The sequence below is a fragment of the Planococcus sp. NCCP-2050 genome, assembly GCF_023708025.1.
In the GTDB taxonomy this organism is placed as follows: Bacteria; Bacillota; Bacilli; order Bacillales_A; family Planococcaceae; genus Planococcus.
Genome location: NZ_BRCX01000003.1, coordinates 187,365 through 211,503 on the forward strand (window position 1 = coordinate 187,365; position 24,139 = coordinate 211,503).

A 24,139-nucleotide genomic window follows, 5' to 3' on the forward strand; every position below is an offset into this window, starting at 1 on the left:
ATGCATACATTAGTAGTCGGGGTGAATTATCGCTCTGCACCAGTGGAAATCAGAGAAAAACTGTCGTTTATCGAGTCTGAACTTCCACAAGCGATGCAAGCGTTAAAAGAGCAAAAAAGCATATTGGAAGATGTCATCGTATCGACCTGCAACCGGACAGAGATCTATGCAGTTGTCGATCAGCTTCACACTGGCCGTTACTACGTGAAGCAATTCTTGGCGGATTATTTCGGACTTCCGCAAGAGTCATTTTCCCAATATTTATTTGTCTATGAACAAGAAGAAGCGGTTGAGCATTTGTTCCGTGTAACTGCCGGCATCGATTCGATGGTGCTTGGAGAAACTCAGATCCTTGGACAGGTCCGGAACAGTTTCCTGGCTGGCCAGGAGTATGGGACGACTGGAACGGTTTTCAACCAATTGTTCAAGCAAGCAGTGACGCTGGCGAAACGTGCGCATTCAGAAACAGCGATCGGCGAGAATGCCGTATCGGTTTCATATGCAGCGGTGGAACTGGGCAAGAAAATCTTCGGCAGCTTGAAAAACAAGCATGTCGTAATTTTAGGCGCCGGGAAAATGGGCGAACTCGCGATTAAAAATCTACAAGGCAGCGGAGCTAATCACGTGACGGTCATCAACCGTACGTTCGAGAAAGCGGAAGCTGTTGCAGAGAAGTTTGAAGGCAAAGCGTTGCCGATGAATCAATTGCAATGTGCGCTCTTAGATGCGGACATTCTGATTTCTTCTACAGGAGCAACGGATTTTGTCATCGATTTCGAATTGATGCAATACGTAGAGAAGCTTCGCAAAGGCAAGCCATTATTTATGGTCGACATTGCAGTGCCGCGTGATATCGATCCGCGCATCGGTGATTTGTCGAATGTCTTCTTATACGACATCGATGATATGCAAGGAATCGTTGAAGCGAACTTGGCTGAGCGTGAACGGGCAGCTGGACAAATCATGGCGATGATCGGGCAGGAGTCGAACCAATTCAATGATTGGCTGGCGACGCTTGGCGTGGTTCCTGTGATTTCGGCATTGCGCCAAAAAGCATTGGCGATCCAGTCGGAAACAATGGCGAGCATTGAAAACAAAATGCCCGACCTGACAGACCGTGAAAAGAAAATCCTCAACAAACACACAAAATCGATCATCAATCAATTATTGAAAGACCCGATTTTGCAGGCGAAAGAAATGGCCGGTGCGCCAAAAGCGCGGGAACAGCTCGAATTGTTCCAGCAGATCTTTGGCATTGAAGATGAAGTCGAAGCAGAAATCCAAAAGCAGACGGCAGCCGTTAAACCAAAAGCGGCCACATCTTCAAAACAGGCAGAGCAACAGGAAATTCCCGGATATTCATTTTAAGCTTTCTGAAAGAGGCGTTTTCGAATCTATATGTTAAAATGTAGATACGAAGCGCCTTTAACTATGGAAACGAAGGGGAATAGGATGGCTGATATAACAATGGCAAGGCTGCATGAAGCTATGGTTATTCTATATGCTGTCAGCCTTGTTTTTTATTTTATCGATTATTTATATAAAGAGAAAAAAGCCAGCCGCATTGCCATGACGTTGCTTGGAATTGTTTGGGTTTTGCAGACTGTGTTTTTAGTGCTGTATATTATTGAAACGCAGCGCTTTCCAATATTGACCCTTTTCGAAGGGATCTATTTTTATGCTTGGCTGCTCGTGACTTTGTCACTTGTCCTTCGCATATTTTACCGCTTCGATTTTGCGGTATTTTTCATTAACATCATCGGATTTATCTTTATGACCATCCATACATTCGCGCCGGTCCAGATTGAACGTTCGCCGGTGGGGGAATCGCTCGTTTCGGAGCTGTTGCTGATTCACATCACGTTTGCCATTTTGTCTTATGTGGCGTTTTCGCTGTCCTTCGTCTTTTCAGCGCTTTACATGATTTTGTACCGCTTGCTGAAAAAGAAAAAATGGACGAAACAGTGGAGCAATCTGCCGTCGCTTGGGCAAGCGGAGCTCGGCATGACGATTTCGATACTGGTCGGAATTTCCTTGCTGTTTGTATCGCTCGTGCTTGGGCTTCAATGGGCAGTCATTTCGCTGAATGAATTCTCGCTCTTCGACATGAAGATCGTCGGGTCCTTCATTTTGCTGCTCGTCTACAGCTGGATTTTATACCGCAACCGCAAAGGTTCACTTAGCGGCATGCCGTATGCGATGGCCCATATTTATGCATTTTTATTATTATTGATCAATTTCTTTTTGGGAAGTCGGTTATCTGAATTTCATTTCTGGTATTAAAGAAGGGTAGGATTCAAATGAGAAAAATTATTGTAGGTTCAAGAAGAAGTAAACTTGCGTTGACGCAAACGAATCAGTTTATCGAAAAATTAAAAGCGGCAGGTGCGCCGTTTGAATTTGAAATAAAAGAAATCGTGACAAAAGGCGACCGGATTCTTGACGTGACGCTTTCTAAAGTTGGAGGCAAAGGCTTGTTCGTCAAAGAAATTGAACAGGCGCTCTACAATAAAGAAATCGACTTTGCAGTACACAGCATGAAAGATATGCCGTCGGTTCTTCCGGAAGGCTTTGTCATTGGCTGTGTGCCGGAACGCGAAGATCCGCGTGATGCGTTCATTTCAAATGATCATGTAAAATTGATGGACCTTCCAATCGGAGCCGTAGTCGGGACAAGCAGCCTGCGCCGCAGCTCACAGTTGCTACTTTTGCGCCCGGACCTTGATATCCAGTGGATCCGCGGAAACATTGATACCCGCATTGCAAAATTGCATTCAGGCGACTTCGACGCAATCTTGCTGGCTGCTGCCGGACTGAAGCGCATGGGCTGGAAAGAAGACATCGTGACGGAATTCCTGGAAGTCGATGAATGCCTTCCGGCTATCGGACAAGGGGCGCTTGGCATCGAATGCCGCGGAGAAGATACGGAATTGCTTACAGAACTGGCGAAACTAAATGATGAGAACACAGCGCTTGCAGTTAACGCAGAACGCAAATTCTTGAAAGATATGGACGGCAGCTGCCAAGTGCCGATTGCCGGCTATGCAACGGTTTCTGAAGGAGAAATTTCATTTACTGGTTTGATATCATCGCCTGATGCTGAGCAAGTGTTCAAAGAAACAGCTATCAGCCGCGATCCGATCGAAGCAGGCCGTATGGTAGCTGAAAAAATCAGTTCACAAGGCGGCTATGAGTTGATCCAAAAAGTAAAAGCTGAGAGCAATGTCTGAGAAGATAAACGCTTTAAAGGGTGAGACCATTGTTTTTACCGGTTCAAGAAAGCCGGAAGAAGCGGTCTTAAAAGTAGAACAATTGGGCGGCAAAGCTTTGTATTTGCCGCTCATTGAAACGTCGATTCGGCAAGGCGAAATGCCTCCGGTCCAATTATACGATTGGCTGATTTTCACGAGCGGCACGAGTGCGGAGGCTTTTTGCCAACTGCAAGTTCCGACTCACGCGAAAATCGCCGCTGTTGGGGAAAAGACGGCTGAAGCTTTAGAGCAGCATGGCTACCGTGTGGATTTTATTCCCACCGTCTATAGTGCAGATGTTTTTGTGAAGGAATTCCCGGCATTTGTGGGGAGCGATGTGAAATGCCTGTTTGTGAAAGGGACGCTTGCGAAGAGCACGATTGCATCGATGCCGCTCCATGTTGATGAATGGACAATTTATGAGACTTCCCTTAAAATCGGCAATGCACGCACATTGATGGAAATGAAAGGCCTGATCGTGATATTTGCCAGTCCTTCAGCTGTCTCGGCTTACCGGGAAGCAGGAGGGGATTGGTCAGGCATCCGGACGGCGGCCATTGGCCACATTACGGAAAACGCCATCAAACAGAATGGCGGCCATGTCGATTACCGCCCGAAAAAGTATACGTATTTAGAAGTGATTAACGAAATAGCGAAAGGGAGTTGCAATGATGACAGAATTGAATTTTAGACGCCATCGCCGTTTGCGCGGATCGGCTAATATCCGTTCGATGGTTCGCGAAACGAGCGTACAGAAAGAAGATTTTATTTACCCGATTTTTGTAGTGGAAGGCGAAAATGTAAAAGAGGAAATCTCATCGATGCCGGGCGTATTCCATTTTTCATTGGATAGACTAGGCGAAGAATTGGACGAAGTGGTTTCTTTAGGAATTCCTTCTGTCATTTTGTTCGGTGTGCCGAATGAAAAAGACGCTGTCGGGTCGCAAGCTTACCACGACCATGGCATTACGCAGGAAGCGATCCGCTTTGCTAAAAATCGCCATCCGGAATTAGTGGTGATTGCCGATACATGCCTTTGCCAATATACCGACCACGGCCATTGCGGCGTGATCGAAAATGGTGTCATCTTGAACGACGAATCGCTTGATTTGCTTGCCCGTACAGCGGTGTCCCAAGCGAAAGCAGGAGCGGACATTATTGCACCGTCGAACATGATGGACGGCTTTGTCGCAGCAATCCGCTACGGTTTGGACCAGGCTGGATTTGAAAATACGCCGATTATGTCCTACGGCGTAAAATATTCTTCTGCTTATTACGGCCCGTTCCGTGAAGCGGCGCATTCAACTCCACAGTTCGGTGACCGCAAAACTTATCAAATGGATCCGGCGAACCGCTTGGAAGCTTTGCGCGAAGCAGGATCAGATATTGAAGAAGGTGCGGATTTCATGATCGTGAAACCGGCTCTTTCTTATTTGGACATCATCCGTGAAGTACGCGACAACTTTGATGTGCCGATTGTTGCTTATAACGTCAGCGGCGAGTATGCAATGGTCAAAGCAGCCGCATTGAATGGCTGGGTTGACGAAAAACAGATCGTTCTTGAAACTTTGCTCAGCATGAAACGCGCTGGAGCGGATATCTTGATGACGTATCATGCAAAAGATGCGGCACGCTGGCTGGAGGAGAAGTAATGGGATACGAAAATTCGATTGCAGCATTTAACGAAGCGAAAAATTTAATGCCGGGCGGCGTAAACAGCCCGGTGCGTGCGTTTAAATCGGTCAATATGGACCCGATTTTCATGGCTTCCGGCAGCGGTGCGACGATTACGGATATCGATGGCAATACGTATATCGACTATGTGTTGTCTTGGGGACCGCTGATCCTGGGCCACACCCACCCGGATGTAGTCAAAGCGATCCAGGCAACTGCATTGTCCGGTACAAGTTTCGGTGCGCCGACTTTGCTTGAAAACGAACTTGCTAAACTTGTAATGGAGCGTGTACCATCGATTGAAATGGTGCGCATGGTTTCTTCCGGAACGGAAGCGACGATGAGTGCATTGCGCGTTGCGCGCGGCTACACTGGACGCAATAAAATCTTGAAATTTGAAGGCTGCTACCACGGCCATGGCGATAGCCTTTTGATCAAAGCGGGCTCAGGTGTTGCGACGCTTGGCTTGCCGGATTCACCGGGAGTGCCAGCTTCAGTTGCACAAAATACAATTACAGTTCCTTACAATGATTTGGAAAGTGTAAGACACGCATTCCGTGAATTCGGAGACGATCTTGCTGCTGTCATTGTTGAACCGGTTGCCGGCAATATGGGCGTTGTCCCGCCGAAAGACGGTTTCTTGCAGGAACTTCGCAATTTGACGACTGAAAATGGCACAATCTTGATTTTTGACGAAGTCATGACCGGATTCCGCGTCGGCTATAACTGCGCACAAGGCTATTTCGGCGTAACGCCGGATATGACATGCCTAGGCAAAGTCATCGGCGGCGGACTTCCTGTCGGTGCATTCGGCGGTAAGCGCGAAATCATGGAACAAGTGGCGCCAAGCGGTTCAATCTACCAAGCAGGGACGCTTTCAGGCAACCCGCTTGCGATGACTGCAGGGTTCGAAACATTAAGCCGTTTAAACGAAGCGAGCTACGAAACCTTCATTGAACGCGGTGATCAGCTGGAAGCCGGTTTCCGTGCAGCAGCTGAGAAATACAACATTCCGCATACGGTGAACCGTGCGGGTTCCATGATCGGCTTTTTCTTCACGAACGAAGAAGTGGTGGATTTTGAAACAGCAAAAACATCCGACACGGCATTATTTGCCGATTACTACCGCTTGATGGCGGAAGAAGGCATCTTCCTGCCGCCATCCCAGTTTGAAGGCATGTTCTTATCAACTGCCCATACAGAAGAGCATATTGCGAAAACGGTGGAAGCTTTCCATAACGTATTCGCTAAATTAGCGCGTTAATAAAAGAAGAAAAGAGAGCGGGCGGATAGTAAGTTTATCCGTCTGTTTTTTTGTGGAATAAAAGAGGGCGGGCGATTATAGAATCGGGTTTTCCTCTCTTAGAACTTCAAAAAGCGCTCATAGAGTTCATAGCGCTTCTATTTTGGTGTATCATGGACATTAGCTTAAGTTGTGAAAGTAGGAAATTTTGTGAGACCGTTTATCTTAACTGCGTTGATCGCTATTGCTTCAGGTGCTCTATTTGAAGCCGTCGGCATGTTTTTGCCTTGGCTGCTTGGGCCGATGTTCGTGCTATTGATCCTAAATCAATTTACAAAACTGAAATTCTACTGGCCGAAATTTTTGAAAGTCGCTGGACTTGTGCTTCTCGGGGTGCAAATCGGCTCCTCGTTTTCACGTGAAGCGGTGTTTTTGATGTGGCTCGATTTGCCGTTCATGGCCTTTCTGACATTTTCCGTCGTCGCCTTATCCTTGCTTCTAGGCTTGCTTTTCCGAAAGATGGCCGATGAAAGCTTGGCGACAAGTCTGCTCGGCTCGATGCCGGGTGGCCTATCGCAGATGGTCGTCATTTCGGAAGATGTTAAGTCTGCGAATGTCACAGTCGTGACAATGATGCAGACTTTCCGTATCTTACTAGTCGTAACGATTGTGCCTTTTTTGACCGTATTCCTGGATGGGCGAGAAGCTGGCGAAATCCTGTCGCAGAAATTTTCGTTTGCTCCTGGCCATTTTTTCTTAGCGATTGCTGCGGGGATCCTCGTTTACTTTGGAATGAAAAAAATCGGATTCCCAGCGGCGGAAGTGCTCGCGCCAATCCTCACAATGGCCGGAATGCAAACAATCACCGGGGAAGTATTAGTTGAAATGCCGTACTGGCTCATTGCCATGGCGCAGATTTTCATCGGGGCGAATTTGGGGCTGCAGATGGAACAAGTTCGTGAAAAGATGAATATCCGTCTTGGTACAGCGATTGTCGTAAATAATATTTTGTTGATTGCCTTCTCGACTGGCATCGCGTATCTCTTAACGAGCTGGCTGCCAGGCTATCTATTCCTCGATTTCTTCCTGAGTGCAGCGCCGGGGGGCATGGCAGAAATGGCAATTACTGCGCTTGATGCCGGAGCGGATGTGGCCTTGATCACAAGCTTTCATTTATTCCGCCTCTTCTTTATCCTGCTCGTCGCCTCGCCGATTGTGGCCGTTATCGTGAAAAAGCTTGACGCTAAAAGCGCAAATTGAGTACAATGGATTCAAGTAAATAATTAATGTGTTGATGAGGATAGTAAAATGTGCGTACATTTCAGAGAGAAGGCCGCTTGGTGAAAGGCTTTCATGAACAAACATTTGAATGTCACCTCGGAGCAGTTTCCGTGAAATTCGAGTAGCGGGGACCGGATGTGAAATCCGTTATCGAACTTGAGAGCCAGGTTCTTTTTGACTTGCGCATAAAGGTGGTACCGCGAACAACTCCTTCGTCCTTTTACAGACGAAGGGGTTTTTTTGTTTTCTAAATAACTTTTAAAAGTTGAATTAGATAACTGCAGCAGCCGATATTCCGCAAAACAGCTTCGCTTGCCGGGGGCTCGCGCTGAGCTAACTCGGGCTAAACGCCCGAGTGGATCTCATCACTTCGCTTGGTCCCCAAGGCGTCTCCGCTGTTTTGCTCCATATCTTTGGAGGGTGTTCCAGCGCCGGCGCGCCTCAGGGCTAGCCGAAGCAATAAGACGAGTGGTTTTCTCGGCTTATTGCGTAAGGCAAGGAGCGACTTGTCGCCTCCTTTGCGACGAGCAGTGCGCAGGAGCATAATCTTTGCACTGCCCAAAGCGCCGAAGCGATTTGTAAAAGCTAATTCTTTAGTTCAACATATATGGTCATGAAAGTTAATAGTTCTTTCATTATTAGTTATGAAAACAACGCGCCACGCTCAAGTTCGTACTTTAGTTTAAAAAGGAGGAATTTCAATGACTGAACAAATGCCGACAAAGTATGATCCGCAGGCGATTGAAAAAGGCCGCTACGAGTGGTGGATTGACAACAAGTTTTTTGAAGCGAAGCCGGAAAGCGGCAAGACGCCGTATACGATTGTGATTCCGCCGCCGAACGTAACAGGGAAATTGCACTTAGGGCATGCATGGGATACGACGCTCCAAGATATCATGACGCGCATGAAACGCATGCAAGGATACGATGCCTTATGGCTTCCAGGAATGGACCATGCCGGAATTGCGACGCAGGCGAAAGTGGAGGGGAAATTGCGTGAAGAAGGCAAATCCCGCTATGACCTTGGCCGCGAAAAATTCCTTGAAGAATCGTGGAAATGGAAAGAGGAATACGCTGGGCATATCCGTGAACAATGGTCGAAACTTGGCCTTGGACTCGATTACTCCCGTGAGCGCTTCACGTTGGATGCAGGCTTATCGGATGCCGTTAAAGAAGTATTCGTTAAATTATATGAGAAAAAACTCATCTACCGCGGCAAATACATCATCAACTGGGATCCGGCAACGAAAACCGCTATTTCCGATATCGAAGTTATCTACAAAGATGTGCAAGGTGCATTCTATCATATGCGCTATCCACTGGCTGACGGCAGCGGGCACATCGAAATCGCGACAACGCGTCCGGAAACGATGCTTGGCGATACAGCCGTTGCGGTTCACCCGAAAGACGAGCGCTACCAGCACTTGATTGGCAAGAAAATCATTCTTCCGATTGTTGGGCGCGAAATGGAAATCGTTGCGGACGATTACGTGGATATGGAATTCGGAAGCGGTGCGGTGAAAATTACGCCTGCTCACGACCCGAATGACTTTGAAATTGGCAATCGCCACAATCTTGAGCGCGTCTTGATCATGCACGAAGACGGCACGATGAACGAAAACGCCGGCAAATACGAAGGCATGGACCGCTTCGAATGCCGCAAGCAGATCGTTAAAGACCTACAGGACATGGATGTTTTATTCAAAATTGAAGAGCATATGCATTCGGTTGGACATTCCGAGCGCAGCGGTGCCGTAGTTGAGCCGTATCTATCGACGCAATGGTTTGTGGATATGAAGCCACTTGCGCAAAAATCGGTGGATCTTCAAAAAGGCGAAGACGGTGTGAATTTCGTGCCGGACCGTTTTGAAAAAACTTATCTTCACTGGATGGAGAACATCCGCGACTGGTGCATTTCCCGTCAATTATGGTGGGGCCATCAGATTCCAGCTTGGTACCACAACGAAACTGGCGAAATTTACGTAGGCATGGACGCACCAGAAGATGCTGAAAACTGGACACAGGACGAAGACGTTCTGGATACTTGGTTCTCATCAGCTCTATGGCCGTTCTCTACGCTTGGCTGGCCGGACGCAGATAATGAAGAGCTGAAACGCTACTACCCGACAGACGCACTTGTAACGGGCTATGACATCATCAACTTCTGGGTTTCGCGCATGATTTTCCAAGCGCTTGAATTCACGGAAGAAAAACCGTTTAAAGACGTATTGATCCACGGACTGGTTCGCGATGCGGAAGGACGCAAAATGTCGAAATCCCTTGGGAACGGCGTCGATCCGATGGACGTAATTTCTGAATACGGCTCGGATTCGCTTCGCTACTTCCTGGCGACGGCTTCAAGCCCAGGGCAGGATCTTCGCTTCTCGATGGAAAAAGTGGAATCGGTTTGGAACTTTGCGAATAAAATCTGGAATGCTTCCCGTTTCGCTTTGATGAATATGGAAGGCATGACATACGATGAAATCGATCTTTCCGGCAAACGTTCAGTAGCCGATTCATGGATTTTGACTCGTTTGAATGAAACCATCGAACAAGTGACGCATCTTGCAGAACGTTACGAATTCGGTGAAGTAGGCCGTTCGCTTTACAACTTCATCTGGGATGATTTCTGTGACTGGTATATCGAGATGGCGAAATTGCCATTGTACGGAGAAGACGAAGAAGCGAAGAAAATGACGCGTTCGGTTCTTGCGTACGTACTCGACAACACAATGCGCCTATTGCACCCATTCATGCCGTTCATCACAGAAGAAATCTGGCAGAACTTGCCGCACCAAGGCGAATCGATTACGGTTGCCGCTTGGCCGGTAGTTGACGAATCCTTGTCTGAACAAAGTGAGTCGACGAACATGAAATTATTGATGGACATCATCACAGCTGTTCGTACAATCCGTGCAGAAGTGCAGTCGCCGATGAGCAAGAAAGTGCCATTGACGATTTCTGCTAAAGATGAAAACACGCATAATGTGTTGACGACAAATGCCGCGTACATCGAACGTTTCTGCAACCCGGAAACCTTGACGATCGGCCAAAACATCGCAGCGCCTGAAAAATCAATGTCCGCTGTTGTATCCGGTGCAGAATTGTTCATGCCGCTTGAAGGTTTGATCGATGTTGACGCAGAACTTGCGCGCCTTCAAAAGGAACTTGAGAAATGGGCGAAGGAAGTCAAACTCGTTCAAGGCAAACTGTCGAACGAACGCTTCGTTTCCAAAGCGCCTGAAGCAGTAGTGGCCGAAGAACGCAAAAAAGAAGCCGACTACCTCGAAAAACACGCAACCGTTGAAAAACGCATGGAAGAATTAAAGAATCTATAAAAGTTGAAAGCCGGCCATTCTCGAATTTGAGGGTGGCCGACTTTTTTGTGTTCTATTGACACTACTCGGCTCATTATCGACACTAAATCACTTTCTATCGACACTGATCCAATCCGAACAAATAAAAAAAGCCTGCAAGCAGCAAGTTTTCATCAAAAACGGAAGTGAGGGGTGCTTAGTTAGCCATCCACACCCGATTTCCATGTTCTATTGACACTACTCGACTCTTTATCGACACTACCCGAGTTTTTATCGACACTAAAAGGAATTCTTTCGACACTCATCGGAGTTCTTTTGACACTATGGGAGTTTCCTTCTGACACTAATCGAGTTTCAACTTCAATTGTGTCTGCCTTTGCCAGAAAAGCGAAATAAAAAAGCCCGCTTTATCAGCGAACTTCCATCACACACGAAATGGGGCGTCTTTCTCCAATTTCTGAAGATGCTGCATCAACAATTCCACAATATTCTCTTCATGCGTTTAATAATACAGCCATGCGACAATTTTGAAACTAAAGAAGAGGGGATCAATGGCGATGAATTAGCTGCAGCCGAATCCCACATAAAATTAAAACGCTCCTGAAAAAGTTCAGGAGCGTTTTGTTATTCAGCGATTTTGACAATCGGTTTGATGGTCGAGCCGTTTTTCGAATCCTCAAAGGCTTCGTTGATCTGTTCAAACTCATATACTTTCGTCAGTTTGTCGAACGGGAACAAGCCTCGTTTGAAATAATTCACGAGCTGCGGAATGAACACCTGCGGAATCGAGTCGCCTTCGATAACGCCCATCACTGTTTTTCCTTCCGCCATGATGTCGTTATGGACATCAAAAGTCATTTCTGGCGTCACACCGACGATTGCACAGGAGCCGAGTGGGCGAAGTGAATGGATTGCCTGTTTAACGACCGGGGGAACGCCTGTCGTCTCTACTGCGTAATGAAGGCCGCCACCCGTAATTGCCTTGATTTCTTGTACCACATCTACATTTTTGCCATTCAGAATATGGGTTGCACCGAGTTCCTTTGCCAATTCCAGGCGGTTGTCGTGTATATCGACGGCAATGATATTAAGGCAGCCTGCAATTTTCGCAGCCATTACTGCACTCAATCCAACAGCACCACTGCCAAAAACAGCAATAGAAGAGCCGAATTCCGGTTTCAAGCGGTTCAATACCGTCCCGGCACCTGTCTGAATACCGCATCCAAGCGGCCCAAGCAGGGTTAAATCCACTTCTTTATCAACTTTGACGACATTTCGCTCGTTTGTAACCGCGAAAGTGCCGAACGACGACTGGCCGAAAAACGTTGAAACAGCATGGTCGTGATGGTGAATCCGGTTTGTGCCGTCCTGCATCTTTCCGCCAAAGTTCAAATCGTTAAAGTTCAGGCAAACCGTCGGATGGCCGGTCAGGCAATTCTCGCAATGGCCGCAATAGGCAAACGACAAAACGACATGATCGCCGGCCTCAATCGAGGTAACCGCCGACCCGACTTTTTCAACAACACCGGCGCCTTCATGGCCAAGCACCGCTGGAAAAGGCGACAATCCTAAATCCCGGGCTACGGCATCTGTATGGCAAACGCCGGTCGCTACAATTTTCACGAGTACCTCATGGTCTTTCGGTTCGCCAAGTTCCACTTCTTCAAATTTAAAATCCTCACCCAATCCGTGCGTCACTGCTGCTTGAATCTTCATTGAATCCCTCCTGTTATTTTTTCTGCTCAATTTGTAAGATACCCGCTTTCAGAGAGGAATAGTCAGTGAATGGAAATTATTAAAATTGCTGAAAGATAATCAAACTTGTCTATAAAATCATTAATAAAAAATCCAGCCCGCTAAAGCAGGCTGGATTAATTTACTCTTCCTTCAGGCGAAAAGGCCGTTCTTTTTCAATCTTCTTCAAATGCATTGCCAACAGTTCGGCAATATTTTCTTCGTGTGTCTCATAAAAAGACCGCGCACCGACCGGATCTTCGATTTCATTGAACAAATGCAGTCCGTCCGGCAATAAAAGAAAATCGACACCGACGTAATCGCTTTTCAGCGCACGGGCAATTTTCAATACGTCTTTTTCTTGCGAAGCTGAGAGGATGTATTTCTCCGCTTTGCCGCCGAGTGAGTAATTCGCTTTAAATGAATCGGTAGAACTCCGCTTGACTGCACCGACCACTTCGCTGCCAATTACATAAGCACGAACATCCGCTACGTGGTCGACAACGGGCTGAAAAATAGAAGCATCTGTCGGGATCTCGGCAGCCGAGTGGACCAATTCAACGCCGTTTCCCCCGTGTCCGTCCGCTGTTTTAGCGACACACGGAAATTCTTTCGCTTCCCGGTAAGTCGGAATCACAGGAACCCCCATCAATTGCATAAACTGAAAGCTTTGCCATTTGTCATTGGCAATCCGGTTCACTTCGGCACGGTTTACCAAGTGGATCCGCTGATCTTCGAGGAACCGAGCGGCAGCAGGACGGCGGACACGGAACAAAACGAGCGAACTTTTCAATTTCTCAGCAAGCGCATCCAATCCCTCATCCGACCAATCGTCCCAGCACAGCAGTTTAAAACTGCCGAACTTCTGCAGCTCGTCTATAAATACTTTATTGCGATGAGCGTCCGCCGTCTCGTACAATAGGATCATTTCAAGTCCTCCAGTATGAATTCGATCATGGCATCTGCGACATTGATGCCCGTCACATTCAGGATATTGCGGATATGGGCAGCGGCGTTCACTTCACAGACGAGCGGCTGTTCCTGATCATCAAACAAAAGGTCAACTCCGGCAAAAACGGCTCCCACTGCTGCCGCCGCTTCAATGGCCATCCTGCTTTGGGCTTCTGTCAATTCAACCGGGGAAGCTGTTCCGCCATTTGTGATGTTTGCACGGAAATCCGTCTCTGAATGGCGGTACATCGCTGCAACGATTTCGCCGCCGACAATATTGACGCGGATGTCGCGTCCGCGGCTCGATGCAATAAATTCTTGGAAGACAAAATCGATGCCGCGAAGCGATTCCACCTTTTCGTAAAATTGCTCTTCCGTTTCAATCAAATAGACTTTCATGCCAAATGAGCCATGGCCTTCTTTAATGATCATCGGCAGTTTCAATGTATCGATTACCCGTTCGAAATAGCCGGACTCCAAAATCGAGAAATTCGGATAGACTTTCGGCGCGACAATGGTCCGCGGCATCGGGAGGCCATGAGACGCAAGCTGGATATACTGTTTTGCTTTATTGTCGCAAAGGTCAATGATGGCAGGGTCATTGTATACGGGAACCCCTCGGCTTTTCAGGAAATAGCCAAGCAAAATGTCTTTGTCGAGGAGCACCGCAAAATCAGGGAGATCCGGTTCGGCAGACAGATCCATCATCGCCTCGTAGTTTTTCATCATTCTTGCCGAAACGCCGGCCCGTTCAGCCGCATCTGCGGTTAAACGGGCTTGGTCAGCGAATTTATCAGAGACCAGACTTCCGTTATAAATCACCCAACATGTTGTCATTTCCAGTTCTCCTTCATGGTATAATTAATCTTAAAAAAAGTGTATCACGTTTAACGGAGAAAGAAGGATAAAAATGATAAATGGACTCGACACCTACAAGAAGAAATGGAACATCCAGACGGAAGCTGCTATCAAACCCGGGCTGCATGCCATTACGGCTGCTTTAAAAGAATTAGACAACCCTCATCAAAAAGGGACTTTCATACATATTGCCGGTACCAACGGCAAAGGCTCGACTGCCACTTTCCTGGCAAGCATCTTACGTGAGCACGGTTTATCGGTCGGCAATTTCTTCTCCCCGGAAATTGAAGATCTCCATGACCAAATCCAGATCAACGGCGAGCCGATTCCAGCAGAAGAAATGGACCGCACGATGAAACGGCTAGCATCGCTCCGGACGCAGCTTACGGATTTTGAATTGCTGACTGCGGCGGCATTCCTGGTATTTAGTGAACATCCGCTTGATGCTGTGATCATTGAAGCAGGGATGGGCGGGCGCTTCGACAGCACAAACGTCATCGATCCATTCCTTTCGATCATTCCGTCCATTTCGATGGAACATACGGCTTTTCTCGGTGATACACTGGAAGAAATTGCTTGGCATAAAGCTGGGATTATCAAAAAGTGGAAGCCAGTGGTTGTAGGCGCTCTTCCTGAAGCCGCGATGGCAGTAGTAAATGAAACATCTGACAAGCTCCATTCCGAAGTCATCAAAGCTAAAGAGCCGATTACGGTGGAATTAAAACTGAAAGGGCAGCATCAAATCCGAAACGCCCAACTCGCGATAGAAGCAGCGAAGGAAATTTTATTGCTGACCTTCGATCAAGAAAAAGCGAATGCCGGTCTTTCTAAAGCCACTATTCCGTTTCGTTTTGAAGAACTCTACCCGGGGCTAATTTTAGATGCGGCGCATAATGTTGAAAGCATCGAAGCATTGATTACGACAGTAAAAGAACAATATCCAACTAAAGAAATCCATTTCGTCGTGGGCATTTTAAAAGACAAAAATTACCCGGAAATCTTGCGGAAACTCGAGCGTATCAGTAATCGGTTCACGTTTATTGAATTTGTAAGCGAGCGTGCGTTAGCTGGAAATATTTTATTTAAAGAAAGTAGAAGTAAAATAAAGACAATTCAAAATCAATGTGATATATTACCTGTACAAGGTAAAGACGTCATGACAATAGTCACAGGTTCGATGAATTTATTGTCAATTCTTAAAAACGAAGATTTCAAGATTTTTGCTAACTATAAAAGCGCAGCCCGCTAAGGGTTTAGCCTTAATTCGCGCAAAATCAGCTAGGGAGAAGATGCTATGCCGAATTCAAACAACAGAAGAACAGTTCTTTGGGCATTGTGGCTATTGATCGTTCTGCCTGGATTTTATTTGATCATCCATTATTTCCCGCCTCCGGAAATTGATCCATGGAACCTTTTTGCCTTCATCTTATTTTTCGTATTGATGTGTTTAATGCCCATGAACATCAACGGAGCATCGACTTTTCTCGTTCAATGGGTGACCGTCGCTGTATTCTTGAAATATGGCATTGTCGTAGAATTGTTCATTTCCCAGCTGACGATGCTGGTGGTGCTGTTCAGAAGCCGGACAGATGAACCGCAATCCCTTCGCATCCCGTTCAATTCGATCATGTTTTTCCTGATTTCCTGTTTAGCGGGTATGGCATTTATCTTGGCCGGCGGGGAAATTGGATCGGTCAATCTGGTCCATATCATCGTGTTCGGTTTAATTTTCCAAATCGTTTCAGTTGTTGCCAATCAAGTGATTTTTTACATTTACGATCAAATTACCGGCACGCCGAATAAATTCTTTTCCATTGACGCCATCTGGGATTTTGCGCTGACGTTGTGCGTGTTCCCTTACGCTATTGCCCTTTATATTACAGAAGCTTATATCGGTAGTGCGGCTCTCGTGCTGCTCGGCATTCCGTTCTTCATCATGACAGCGGTCATGAAAATGTACAACAGCTCGGAACAAGTCAACATCGATTTGAAAAAAGCAGGGGAGATCGGCCATCAGCTGGCTGCCCGGCTGTCAACGGACGAAGTGCTCGACCAATTCGTTCTTCAAGTAGCAGATATGTTCAAAAGCGATTACGCCTATGTCATCGACTACCGTGGCGGCGAATTGATCATGCTGCGGATGTTTGAAAATAATGAATTCATCAAATTGGACATACCGGCAGTCCGCTACAATAAAGGCATTGCCGGAAATGTCATCGTCACGAACACACCAGTCGTCTACGAGAAAAAGAGCCAGTGGAATGAAATTGTCACCGGTTATATCCCAGTGGATGCGGAAAGCATCATGTGTACACCGGTCGCCCGGAACAATAAAATCGAAGGCGTGCTCGTGCTCGCTTCGAAGAAAAAATATGCGTACGTCAGCCACCAGCTGCAGATCCTCGATATCTTGAGTACGTATTTTGCTGTATCGCTTGAAAAAGCGGGCTACGTACAAAAAGCGATTGCGAAGAGTGAGCGCTGCGGCTTAACGAAATTATACAATTACCGTTATTTAGATGAAGCACTTGAAAAATGCATGAACAAAGTCAAATCCGGCGAGCTCGAAAAGCTGTCGCTCGTCATGATGGACATCGACCACTTCAAGAGCATCAATGATACGTATGGCCACCAAAGCGGCAACGATATCCTGATCGAACTCGCAAGGCTGCTTGAAGCAGAGGTAGGAGAGGAAGGGACTGTTGCCCGCTACGGCGGCGAAGAATTTGTCGTTCTCTTCCCGAACTACGGCAAAGACCTATCGATGTTATTTGCAGAATCTTTGCGCAAAAAAATTGAAAAACATGCCTTTAAAATCAAAACCGATTTAGGCGCTGATCGAAGCATTCAAGACGTCCATATTACGCTTAGCATCGGCGTTTCTACTGCACCAGATGACAGCGACGAACCGAATGCACTAATCCGGAATGCGGATAGGGCATTGTATATCGGAGCGAAGCAGGCGGGGCGGAATAAGGTTGCGGCTTATGTGAAATAGAAAAGAAGACCCGAAAAGTTCGTTTTGAAATTTTCGGGTCTTCTTTTTTGTTAAATTATTGAATCTTTTCTCTATCGAGCAATCTAACTTCTTCAATGACATCTTCTTCCGAAATATTCGTAAATAAACCATTTTGATTTCGAGAATAAGTTTCTAAGATTTCTTTGTTATATTCTATTGTTAATCTCGTATTCTTTTGCAACTGATTTGATTCTACATCAAAACATCTAGAGCCAATTTTTTGATATGAAGTTTGATTATTACAAGAAAGAAGTGAATCCCCCCTCATTGCATTCATAGTTATATTATTCGCTGACACTCCGCCAACAATTTTTAGATTTGAACCAAACCCATATAATTCCATGGAGTCTTCTGAATAGAAATAACCTTCTATAGTACTAGGGGTGGGTAAGTTTTCAGAGATATTAGCTATTTGCATTTCTTTCTTTGTAAAGACAATTAATTCTCCTGTATTAGTGCCGTCTAGTCCTGATAATGTAAGCTCATAAAACCTAGTTCCTAAAGTAGTATTCTGTTCTTTATAATTCGTATATGAAGTAGGAACGTTATCGCCTTTAACATATAAATTTCCGTTTGCTTTTAGATTAACGCCCTGAACTCGTACTTTTCCTTCAACAAAAATTACTGATCCATTTAGAGTTATTTTGTCATACGATGATTCATTATTCGCATCATAAACTAAATCACCTATAATTAAATCCCCTTCGATGTATATAGGTTTTTTAACATTAACTACAATTTCTTTTTTTAGTTTGTCATCTCGATCATCTTTAATGTATAAATCTCCCTTGTATCTGATTCCATGGTGATTTTTGCTGGAAGTGTCGATGGTTTTGCTTGAATTTATGAGATGATAATTCCAGTATTGTGTTTTATTATTTCTTGTAAATTTTTCGGAGTTTGTGTGTGACATAGAAAAAAAATTAAAATTGCTGTTATTTAACGAAGTAAAGCTATCATTTACATCATAAAACAAAGGTGTATCATTTAAATTCTTTTCTTCCTTCTCAACCACAGATCCATTTAAAAAGAGGTTTTTGAATGATTCCTGAGTTGGAACTGAAATTTTACTATAATGTTCATTAGAAGATAGAAATTTAGTATGGTTGTTATAGTTCAGAGAATTTGAGGGGCCACAAATAAATATAAAAATACATTCTGTTTTTTCATAAAGATCTTGATTACTGTAAACTATATTATTCTTGAAAGTGAATACATCGTTATTTAAATAAAATTTTGAATTAATTATTTTTGGTTTAGTGCTTTTAAGCCACCTTCCTAAACCATAGCTATAATTTGTAATGAATAAATTATTTTCCACGTTAATATTTCCTTTAAGTTCTGAACCGCCATGAAGTATTAAATTACCTCCTTGACCATTACCTTTTTTAAAAGTGGAAACTGAATATTTTAACGCTTCTTTAACTTCTTGAGCTCCCATTAGATAGGTAGATCGTACACTAGACTCTTTTTTACCAGATAGACCAGTGCTTCTAAATGTTACTGCCATTTTAGTTAGACTTTCTTCATAAGGTGTAAATGACTCAATGCAAATATTAGATGTTCCTGTCGAGAGACCGGTTTTTAATCTATCATTTAAATTTTTTAATTCTGTGCTAGTTGATAAATTGGCACATCTATATTTAGTTAATAATGCAGTAAAATTTTGATTAAACAACTCATTTGTAACTATAGAATTCCCATTAACATAATCTCTAGTTTGTTTATTTAAATCTGCTACTACAAATTCTTCTCCTTTAGTTGCCAAGTCTACTGACTGAATTGTATTTTCTCTCATTTCATTTCGTGTAAGCCCATTAAAAGTCATAGCAATTAAGGCTGCTCCCATTATAGTAAAGAGTAAAATTAGCATTAAAGTTAATAAAAGTGAATAGCCTTTTTCATTACGGAGTTGTTGCACTAGTTTTAGCCTCCTTGGTATCGTCAATAATCTGTACCGTGTTTTCAAAATCTAAAGAATGGGGAGTCTTTCCCTTAAATGTTTCCAATCTAAATTTAATTGTATATTCTCTTGGTGCAGATTCAGTAGGATTCGGGCTAGGAGTAGCAACAATTGAATTGTAAATTTTAACGCCACACTTATTAGGCACCAATTTAACATTTTTATTATTAAATTGAACGATTTTACCGTTAACAACGGCGGATTGATTAATAATTCCTGATACATTACCAGTTTTAAATCCTGTATCTGAAATTGGTAAAGTATTATTCTTTTTAATGCTTAAAAAAGAATCAGTAGTTGAGTTATTAGTACAGGCGGAAGTAATTGTTTTTACCTCCGATGTTTTTAAAGTGAATAATTCATAGATGAAGCTTGCCATAATAAGATCTGCTTCATCTCGTAGTTCTGTTTCGGCCTGTATTCTTTGGTAGTTTGAGTACCCTTGAAATAGTAAAGAATAAGCAAGAGCTGAGACAATACTTAAAATAACAATGGTTGCCAATACTTCAACTAAAGAAATAGCACTCTCATTTTTCACTCTAATCATTATAATTCACATATCCTTCAACTGTACTTTTCATGTTTGTTTTAGTGGACTGGACAGAAACTTTTACATTTAACAATGACAAAGACACTTCAGAAGAGTTTTGAGAAACATCAATTGTAATTCTATAAAACTTATCATTGATTTTATATGGGGGAAGTGTTTTTCCATTGCTTATACTAGTAGGTGGTGCAGGGGGGTAATTATTAATAAATTCATTTGGATTAACTTTCACTCTCTCCAAATAAGCGTCAGCTAAATTAATAACTACCAATTTCTCGCTATTAGTTACAGCCAACCGATTTGTATTTCCGAAAATAACCATAAAACTAACCAATACGATTGAGATGATCACCAATGAAGCTAACACTTCAACTAATGTAAAACCCTTCTCATTTTTCATATTACACCTCATCTATAATTAAACCATATGTAAATTAAATCTAAATACCCATTTTATCGATTCTATTTTACTTCTACAGTTATATATAACATTTTTTCAACCTGTAAGCTATAACACTTTACTTTATTTTGCAATAAAAATATTTATGACTAGTATGCAAGAACTACTTTCATCTATAGCAAATATCTTGTATGATTACTAGTGATAAGTGGTAAACTCAACCTAAACACTTTACTTCATTTTACATTTTATCAGGAGAACAATGAGTTTTCCTAATATAATCAATAGAATTTATACAGAACTTATTTTCAAATTTTTTCAACTTATACAGGAGGTTCGTTATGGTACGTATTTTGGTTTTAGTAATCTTTGCTGCAATTGCTTTTGCATTAGCTTATACATTATTCAAAACAATCCCTATGAAAAAGAAGATGACTATTATAGGTGGAGCAGTGGCTGCAGCGGCGATCGGAGTATTAATACAGAGCTATATGCCTTTTTATATGTCCTTGCTTGCTATCGTAGCCATTTCGTTAATGGCCACTTTGATTTATATGAAGCAGCTAGAGAAAACGCAGCAAGAAAAAATCAAAAAATCTGAAGAGCGCCGGGCTGCGCGCCAGAAATTCCTTTCACGAAAAGAAAAAGGCGATTTGGAACAAAATTTTCAAAAAGCGGCGGGAATGGACAATGTGAGCCGGAAGCGGAGGGAGTCGTAAGATGGACAATAAAGTTTTCGGCACTACATTTTTAGCCATTATTTTATCTGCTTTTGTTTTTTTCGGCGTAGCTAATGCAGGAGCTTTGGCAGTCGATCAATGGTTTTTCCCGGCTGAAAAGTTTGGAGACAACACCTATATTGGTGCAACAGACGTCTCTAATATGGAAGTCGCTGAAGCTAAGCAATTATTTGCAGGAAGAGTCGAGTCGTGGAAACAATCCGCCCAGCTTATTGTGACTTACCAGGATGCGACTGCGAATTATCCGCTTGATAATGCAGAAATTCTTTTGGATGAAACGGTCCAGCAAGCACGAACAGGATCTCAGAATAACTTCATTTTCCAATTATCAGATGCAACAACCCAAACCTTTTTAACTGAGAATTTTCCAACAGTGATGTTTTCCAATGAAGAAATTCAAAACATTACGGCAAAATTGGAAGAAGCTCTCCATAATGGTCAAGCAGAAACGCGCGTAACAATCAGCGATGATAACTTAAATGTTGAGCGTGGAATCGTTTCTTCGGTTTCATTCAACTATAATCTGCAAAGCAAAGGAGCCCAAGCAGTCTTGGCTGCGCTGAATGGTTACCAGATTGCGCCAAACACGCAATTCTCGCTCATTAATTTTTTGGATGAACTCGATATCCAACAGGTTTCAGATGAAGAATTGACCAATATAGCTTCTGCAATTTATGGGGTAATTCTACAGTCTAACTTTATTATCGATGAACGCAGTATCAGCACGAAAATGCCGGCTGCAATCCCATTGGGCCAGGAAGCGGCCATCAATCGCGCATTGAATATCGACTTCGTATTCACCAATCCGAATGACAGCAGCTTCATCTTAAATATCGGCACGAACGGGGCAGCTATAGAAGCTTCAATGACTGGATTGCCTTTTGTCTATACGTATTCTGTTCAGATTGGTGAGCAGGAAGAAGTGAAGCCTCGTTTGGTCAAGCAATACAGTGCGTTCGTCTCGAATGGTTCCACAATCAAAGAACCGGGTGCTGATGGAGTTCGCTTGAACGTTGGCCGCTTGATTCTAAATCAAGGGGAAGAGCTTGAAATTGAAGCGATTTCGACCGATTTCTATCCCCCGACTCACCGAATTGAAGTTTATCCTTTAGCTTCTACAGAAACAGTTCCGGAAGAAGGGGCAATTTCAGATCCGGCAACGGGGGATGTAAATGCTTCAACTGGAACTGATCCATCAACAGATGGTTCTGCAGATCCTTCGACAGGAGATGCGGGAGCTGGTGGAACGGATTCATCTATAGGGGATACAGGATCTGACGGAACCGGACCTTCAGCAGACGGCAGCCAAACCGGCGGCAACGGAGCAGGTGATGGATCCGGAAATAATAATGGCGGATCAGGAAGCACTGATGATAGCGATAAAGCGGATGGTTCAGAAAATGATCATTCAACTGGGTCTGGCAATGAAAAAGGATCCGATCCAACTTATGATAAAGGCGGAAATATCATTAATCCTTAACAGTTTTGAGGGGGAGTAGACTTGGCAGCAGCACGAAGAAGGCTAGGCGATATATTAATCGAGCAAGGTTTGCTCACTGAGGAAGACTTAAAAGAAACTTTGCAAGGGAAACAAAACGACCAAAAATTAGGGGATGCTTTATTGCAGCGGGGCTTGGTGACCGAACAGCAATTGATCGAAACGCTGGAAGTTCAATTAGGCATTCCGCACATCACTTTATTCCGCTATCCGTTCGACCCGAATCTGTTCAACGTTGTGCCAAAAGAATTCGCGAAACGGAATCTTTTAGTTCCTTTGAAAACGGAAGGCGATAAATTATTCGTTGCGATGACCGATCCTATGGATTTCATCACGATTGATGATCTCCGCTTGACGACGGGTTTCCAAATCGAACCGGCTATTGCTTCGAAAGACGATATTTTAAAAACGATTGCGAAATACTACGACGAGGAATCGTATGATGAACTTCTTGGAGAAATGCCGCAAGTGACCCAGCAGCAACAGGAAGAACTGAGTGATTTGGATGCGCCGATTGTCCGGCTCGTTAACCAGATTCTTTCCAATGCAGTCGCTCAAAAAGCGAGTGATATCCATTTCGACCCGCAAGAAAGCCGAATTCTCGTGCGATACCGCATCGACGGTGCACTTCGTACTGTACGGACTTTGCCAAAATTGATGCAAGGCATGATTACCGCGCGCATTAAAATTTTGGCCAACTTGGATATTACGGAAAGCCGGATTCCGCAAGATGGGCGGATCAAGTCGACAGTCGATTTCCGTCCGATCGATTTGCGGGTATCGTCGCTTCCAACGGTCTATGGCGAAAAAGTCGTCATGCGGATTTTGGATTTGAGCAATAACTTGACCGATATTTCAAAGCTTGGTTTTAACCAGACCAATATGGAACGCTTTATGCATGCGATTGAAAAACCGAACGGCATTATTTTAATTTCAGGGCCGACGGGTTCGGGTAAATCTTCTACTTTATATGCCGCCTTGAATAAGCTTAATGATGAAGAAGTGAACATCATTACCGTTGAAGACCCGGTTGAGTATCAATTGGAAGGCATCAACCAGATCCAAGTGAATACGAATGTCGGTTTGACCTTTGCGGCTGGGCTCCGTTCCATTCTTCGCCAGGATCCCGACATCGTTATGGTCGGGGAAATCCGAGATAAGGAAACAGCGGACATTTCGATTCGTGCCTCACTGACAGGGCATTTGGTTTTAAGTACGATCCACACGAACGATTCGATCGCGTCCATTTCCCGGTTGATGGACATGGGAGTAGAGCCGTTCTTAGTAACGGCTTCATTAAATGCCGTTGTCGCGCAGCGGCTGATTCGGCGGGTTTGTCGCGACTGCCGGGAAATCCAGCCGGCAACTATGCGCGAAAAAGAGATTTTTGAAAAGCGCGGACTCGACATCGATATCATCGCTAGAGGCCGCGGCTGTTCGCAATGCAATATGACCGGCTACCGCGGGCGGATGGCGATCCACGAAGTGTTAGTAGTAGACGAAGCCATTAAAGATGTAATCAACCGCGGCGGGACCGCAGCTGAAATTCGCGAAATAGCGAATAAAAACAAAACGATATTCCTTATAGACGATGGCTTAATGAAAGTAAAGGAGGGCATGACAACGACAGAGGAAGTAATGCGCGTTGCCATGATTGACTAAT

19 protein-coding genes and 1 other annotated feature are annotated in these 24,139 nt (G+C 44.4%); of the genes, 13 read left to right on the forward strand and 6 right to left on the reverse strand.

Annotated features, from left to right (window positions below):
• The 8 genes from hemA (at position 1) to NFU07_RS12515 (ending at position 10,787) form a co-directional block, all read left to right on the forward strand.
• Positions 1-1,368 carry a glutamyl-tRNA reductase gene (gene hemA, locus NFU07_RS12480; protein WP_251478608.1) on the forward strand — a complete coding sequence of 456 codons (1,368 nt, stop codon included), beginning with the start codon at positions 1-3 and terminating at the stop codon, positions 1,366-1,368.
• 84 nt (positions 1,369-1,452) lie between these two features.
• Entirely contained in the window at positions 1,453-2,283 is an 831-nt protein-coding gene (gene ccsA, locus NFU07_RS12485) for a cytochrome c biogenesis protein CcsA (RefSeq protein ID WP_235198965.1), read from the forward strand.
• 17 nt (positions 2,284-2,300) lie between these two features.
• Positions 2,301-3,230, forward strand: a complete 930-nt coding sequence (hemC, locus tag NFU07_RS12490) for a hydroxymethylbilane synthase (protein WP_251478610.1) — start codon at positions 2,301-2,303, stop codon at positions 3,228-3,230.
• Positions 3,223-3,942, forward strand: a complete 720-nt coding sequence (locus NFU07_RS12495) for a uroporphyrinogen-III synthase (RefSeq protein WP_251478612.1) — start codon at positions 3,223-3,225, stop codon at positions 3,940-3,942. The genes hemC and NFU07_RS12495 overlap by 8 nt, the downstream gene beginning before the upstream one ends.
• Complete coding sequence (gene hemB / locus NFU07_RS12500; RefSeq protein ID WP_235198968.1) at positions 3,923-4,903, forward strand: porphobilinogen synthase; 981 nt, start codon at positions 3,923-3,925, stop codon at positions 4,901-4,903. Before NFU07_RS12495 ends, hemB begins: the two co-directional genes overlap by 20 nt.
• Complete coding sequence (gene hemL / locus NFU07_RS12505; RefSeq protein ID WP_251478614.1) at positions 4,903-6,189, forward strand: glutamate-1-semialdehyde 2,1-aminomutase; 1,287 nt, start codon at positions 4,903-4,905, stop codon at positions 6,187-6,189. The genes hemB and hemL overlap by 1 nt, the downstream gene beginning before the upstream one ends.
• Positions 6,190-6,378: 189 nt before the next feature.
• Positions 6,379-7,428: an AbrB family transcriptional regulator gene (locus tag NFU07_RS12510; RefSeq protein WP_251478616.1), complete on the forward strand. Its 1,050-nt coding sequence runs from the start codon at positions 6,379-6,381 to the stop codon at positions 7,426-7,428.
• A 22-nt stretch (positions 7,429-7,450) separates the two neighbouring features.
• Positions 7,451-7,672, forward strand: a binding site (T-box leader).
• A 478-nt stretch (positions 7,673-8,150) separates the two neighbouring features.
• The gene (locus NFU07_RS12515) at positions 8,151-10,787 is read left to right on the forward strand and encodes a valine--tRNA ligase (RefSeq protein ID WP_285835963.1); all 2,637 of its coding nucleotides are present in this window, start codon (positions 8,151-8,153) and stop codon (positions 10,785-10,787) included.
• Between the two features lie 603 nt (positions 10,788-11,390).
• Here NFU07_RS12515 and NFU07_RS12520 read toward each other — a convergent pair.
• From NFU07_RS12520 to NFU07_RS12530, 3 genes are all read right to left on the reverse strand, one after another.
• The gene (locus NFU07_RS12520; RefSeq protein ID WP_251478618.1) at positions 11,391-12,482 is read right to left on the reverse strand and encodes an NAD(P)-dependent alcohol dehydrogenase; all 1,092 of its coding nucleotides are present in this window, start codon (positions 12,480-12,482) and stop codon (positions 11,391-11,393) included.
• A gap of 160 nt (positions 12,483-12,642) precedes the next feature.
• A complete protein-coding gene (locus NFU07_RS12525; RefSeq protein WP_251478620.1) occupies positions 12,643-13,428 on the reverse strand; it encodes an ATP-grasp domain-containing protein in 786 nt (261 codons plus the stop codon).
• Entirely contained in the window at positions 13,425-14,288 is an 864-nt protein-coding gene (locus NFU07_RS12530) for an ATP-grasp domain-containing protein (RefSeq protein WP_251478622.1), read from the reverse strand. Before NFU07_RS12530 ends, NFU07_RS12525 begins: the two co-directional genes overlap by 4 nt.
• A 73-nt stretch (positions 14,289-14,361) precedes the next feature.
• Here NFU07_RS12530 and NFU07_RS12535 point away from each other — a divergent pair, with 73 nt between their 5' ends.
• Together NFU07_RS12535 and NFU07_RS12540 are read left to right on the forward strand one after the other, a co-directional pair.
• Positions 14,362-15,558, forward strand: a complete 1,197-nt coding sequence (locus NFU07_RS12535) for a bifunctional folylpolyglutamate synthase/dihydrofolate synthase (RefSeq protein WP_251478624.1) — start codon at positions 14,362-14,364, stop codon at positions 15,556-15,558.
• A 45-nt stretch (positions 15,559-15,603) separates the two neighbouring features.
• Positions 15,604-17,307, forward strand: a complete 1,704-nt coding sequence (locus NFU07_RS12540; protein WP_251478626.1) for a sensor domain-containing diguanylate cyclase — start codon at positions 15,604-15,606, stop codon at positions 17,305-17,307.
• Positions 17,308-17,362: 55 nt separating this feature from the next.
• Here the strand turns inward: NFU07_RS12540 and NFU07_RS12545 are convergent, their stop codons facing one another.
• Genes NFU07_RS12545 through NFU07_RS12555 form a run of 3 tightly spaced genes read right to left on the reverse strand, consistent with a single transcriptional unit; the run spans position 17,363 to position 20,238 of the window.
• Entirely contained in the window at positions 17,363-19,249 is a 1,887-nt protein-coding gene (locus NFU07_RS12545; RefSeq protein WP_251478628.1) for a hypothetical protein, read from the reverse strand.
• Complete coding sequence (locus tag NFU07_RS12550) at positions 19,233-19,838, reverse strand: type IV pilus modification PilV family protein (protein WP_251478630.1); 606 nt, start codon at positions 19,836-19,838, stop codon at positions 19,233-19,235. Before NFU07_RS12550 ends, NFU07_RS12545 begins: the two co-directional genes overlap by 17 nt.
• Positions 19,831-20,238, reverse strand: coding sequence for a type IV pilus modification PilV family protein (locus NFU07_RS12555; RefSeq protein ID WP_251478632.1), 408 nt, complete (start codon positions 20,236-20,238; stop codon positions 19,831-19,833). The genes NFU07_RS12550 and NFU07_RS12555 overlap by 8 nt, the downstream gene beginning before the upstream one ends.
• A gap of 341 nt (positions 20,239-20,579) precedes the next feature.
• Here NFU07_RS12555 and NFU07_RS12560 point away from each other — a divergent pair, with 341 nt between their 5' ends.
• From NFU07_RS12560 to NFU07_RS12570, 3 genes are read left to right on the forward strand one after another with little or no spacing between them, the layout of a single operon-like run.
• On the forward strand, positions 20,580-20,957 hold the full coding sequence (locus NFU07_RS12560; RefSeq protein ID WP_251478634.1) for a hypothetical protein: 378 nt from the start codon (positions 20,580-20,582) through the stop codon (positions 20,955-20,957).
• A 1-nt stretch (position 20,958) separates the two neighbouring features.
• Positions 20,959-22,458 carry a VanW family protein gene (locus NFU07_RS12565; protein WP_251478636.1) on the forward strand — a complete coding sequence of 500 codons (1,500 nt, stop codon included), beginning with the start codon at positions 20,959-20,961 and terminating at the stop codon, positions 22,456-22,458.
• Positions 22,459-22,479: 21 nt separating this feature from the next.
• Entirely contained in the window at positions 22,480-24,138 is a 1,659-nt protein-coding gene (locus NFU07_RS12570; protein WP_251478638.1) for a GspE/PulE family protein, read from the forward strand.
• Position 24,139: the final 1 nt, after the last annotated feature.

Coding starts and splice junctions, on each gene's coding strand:
- hemA (WP_251478608.1), top strand. CDS start 1: ATGCATACATTAGTAGTCGGGGTGAATTATCGCTCTGCACCAGTGGAA.
- ccsA (WP_235198965.1), top strand. CDS start 1,453: ATGGCTGATATAACAATGGCAAGGCTGCATGAAGCTATGGTTATTCTA.
- hemC (WP_251478610.1), top strand. CDS start 2,301: ATGAGAAAAATTATTGTAGGTTCAAGAAGAAGTAAACTTGCGTTGACG.
- NFU07_RS12495 (WP_251478612.1), top strand. CDS start 3,223: ATGTCTGAGAAGATAAACGCTTTAAAGGGTGAGACCATTGTTTTTACC.
- hemB (WP_235198968.1), top strand. CDS start 3,923: ATGACAGAATTGAATTTTAGACGCCATCGCCGTTTGCGCGGATCGGCT.
- hemL (WP_251478614.1), top strand. CDS start 4,903: ATGGGATACGAAAATTCGATTGCAGCATTTAACGAAGCGAAAAATTTA.
- NFU07_RS12515 (WP_285835963.1), top strand. CDS start 8,151: ATGACTGAACAAATGCCGACAAAGTATGATCCGCAGGCGATTGAAAAA.
- NFU07_RS12520 (WP_251478618.1), bottom strand. CDS start 12,482: ATGAAGATTCAAGCAGCAGTGACGCACGGATTGGGTGAGGATTTTAAA.
- NFU07_RS12525 (WP_251478620.1), bottom strand. CDS start 13,428: ATGATCCTATTGTACGAGACGGCGGACGCTCATCGCAATAAAGTATTT.
- NFU07_RS12530 (WP_251478622.1), bottom strand. CDS start 14,288: ATGACAACATGTTGGGTGATTTATAACGGAAGTCTGGTCTCTGATAAA.
- NFU07_RS12535 (WP_251478624.1), top strand. CDS start 14,362: ATGATAAATGGACTCGACACCTACAAGAAGAAATGGAACATCCAGACG.
- NFU07_RS12540 (WP_251478626.1), top strand. CDS start 15,604: ATGCCGAATTCAAACAACAGAAGAACAGTTCTTTGGGCATTGTGGCTA.
- NFU07_RS12550 (WP_251478630.1), bottom strand. CDS start 19,838: ATGATTAGAGTGAAAAATGAGAGTGCTATTTCTTTAGTTGAAGTATTG.
- NFU07_RS12555 (WP_251478632.1), bottom strand. CDS start 20,238: ATGAAAAATGAGAAGGGTTTTACATTAGTTGAAGTGTTAGCTTCATTG.
- NFU07_RS12560 (WP_251478634.1), top strand. CDS start 20,580: ATGGTACGTATTTTGGTTTTAGTAATCTTTGCTGCAATTGCTTTTGCA.
- NFU07_RS12565 (WP_251478636.1), top strand. CDS start 20,959: ATGGACAATAAAGTTTTCGGCACTACATTTTTAGCCATTATTTTATCT.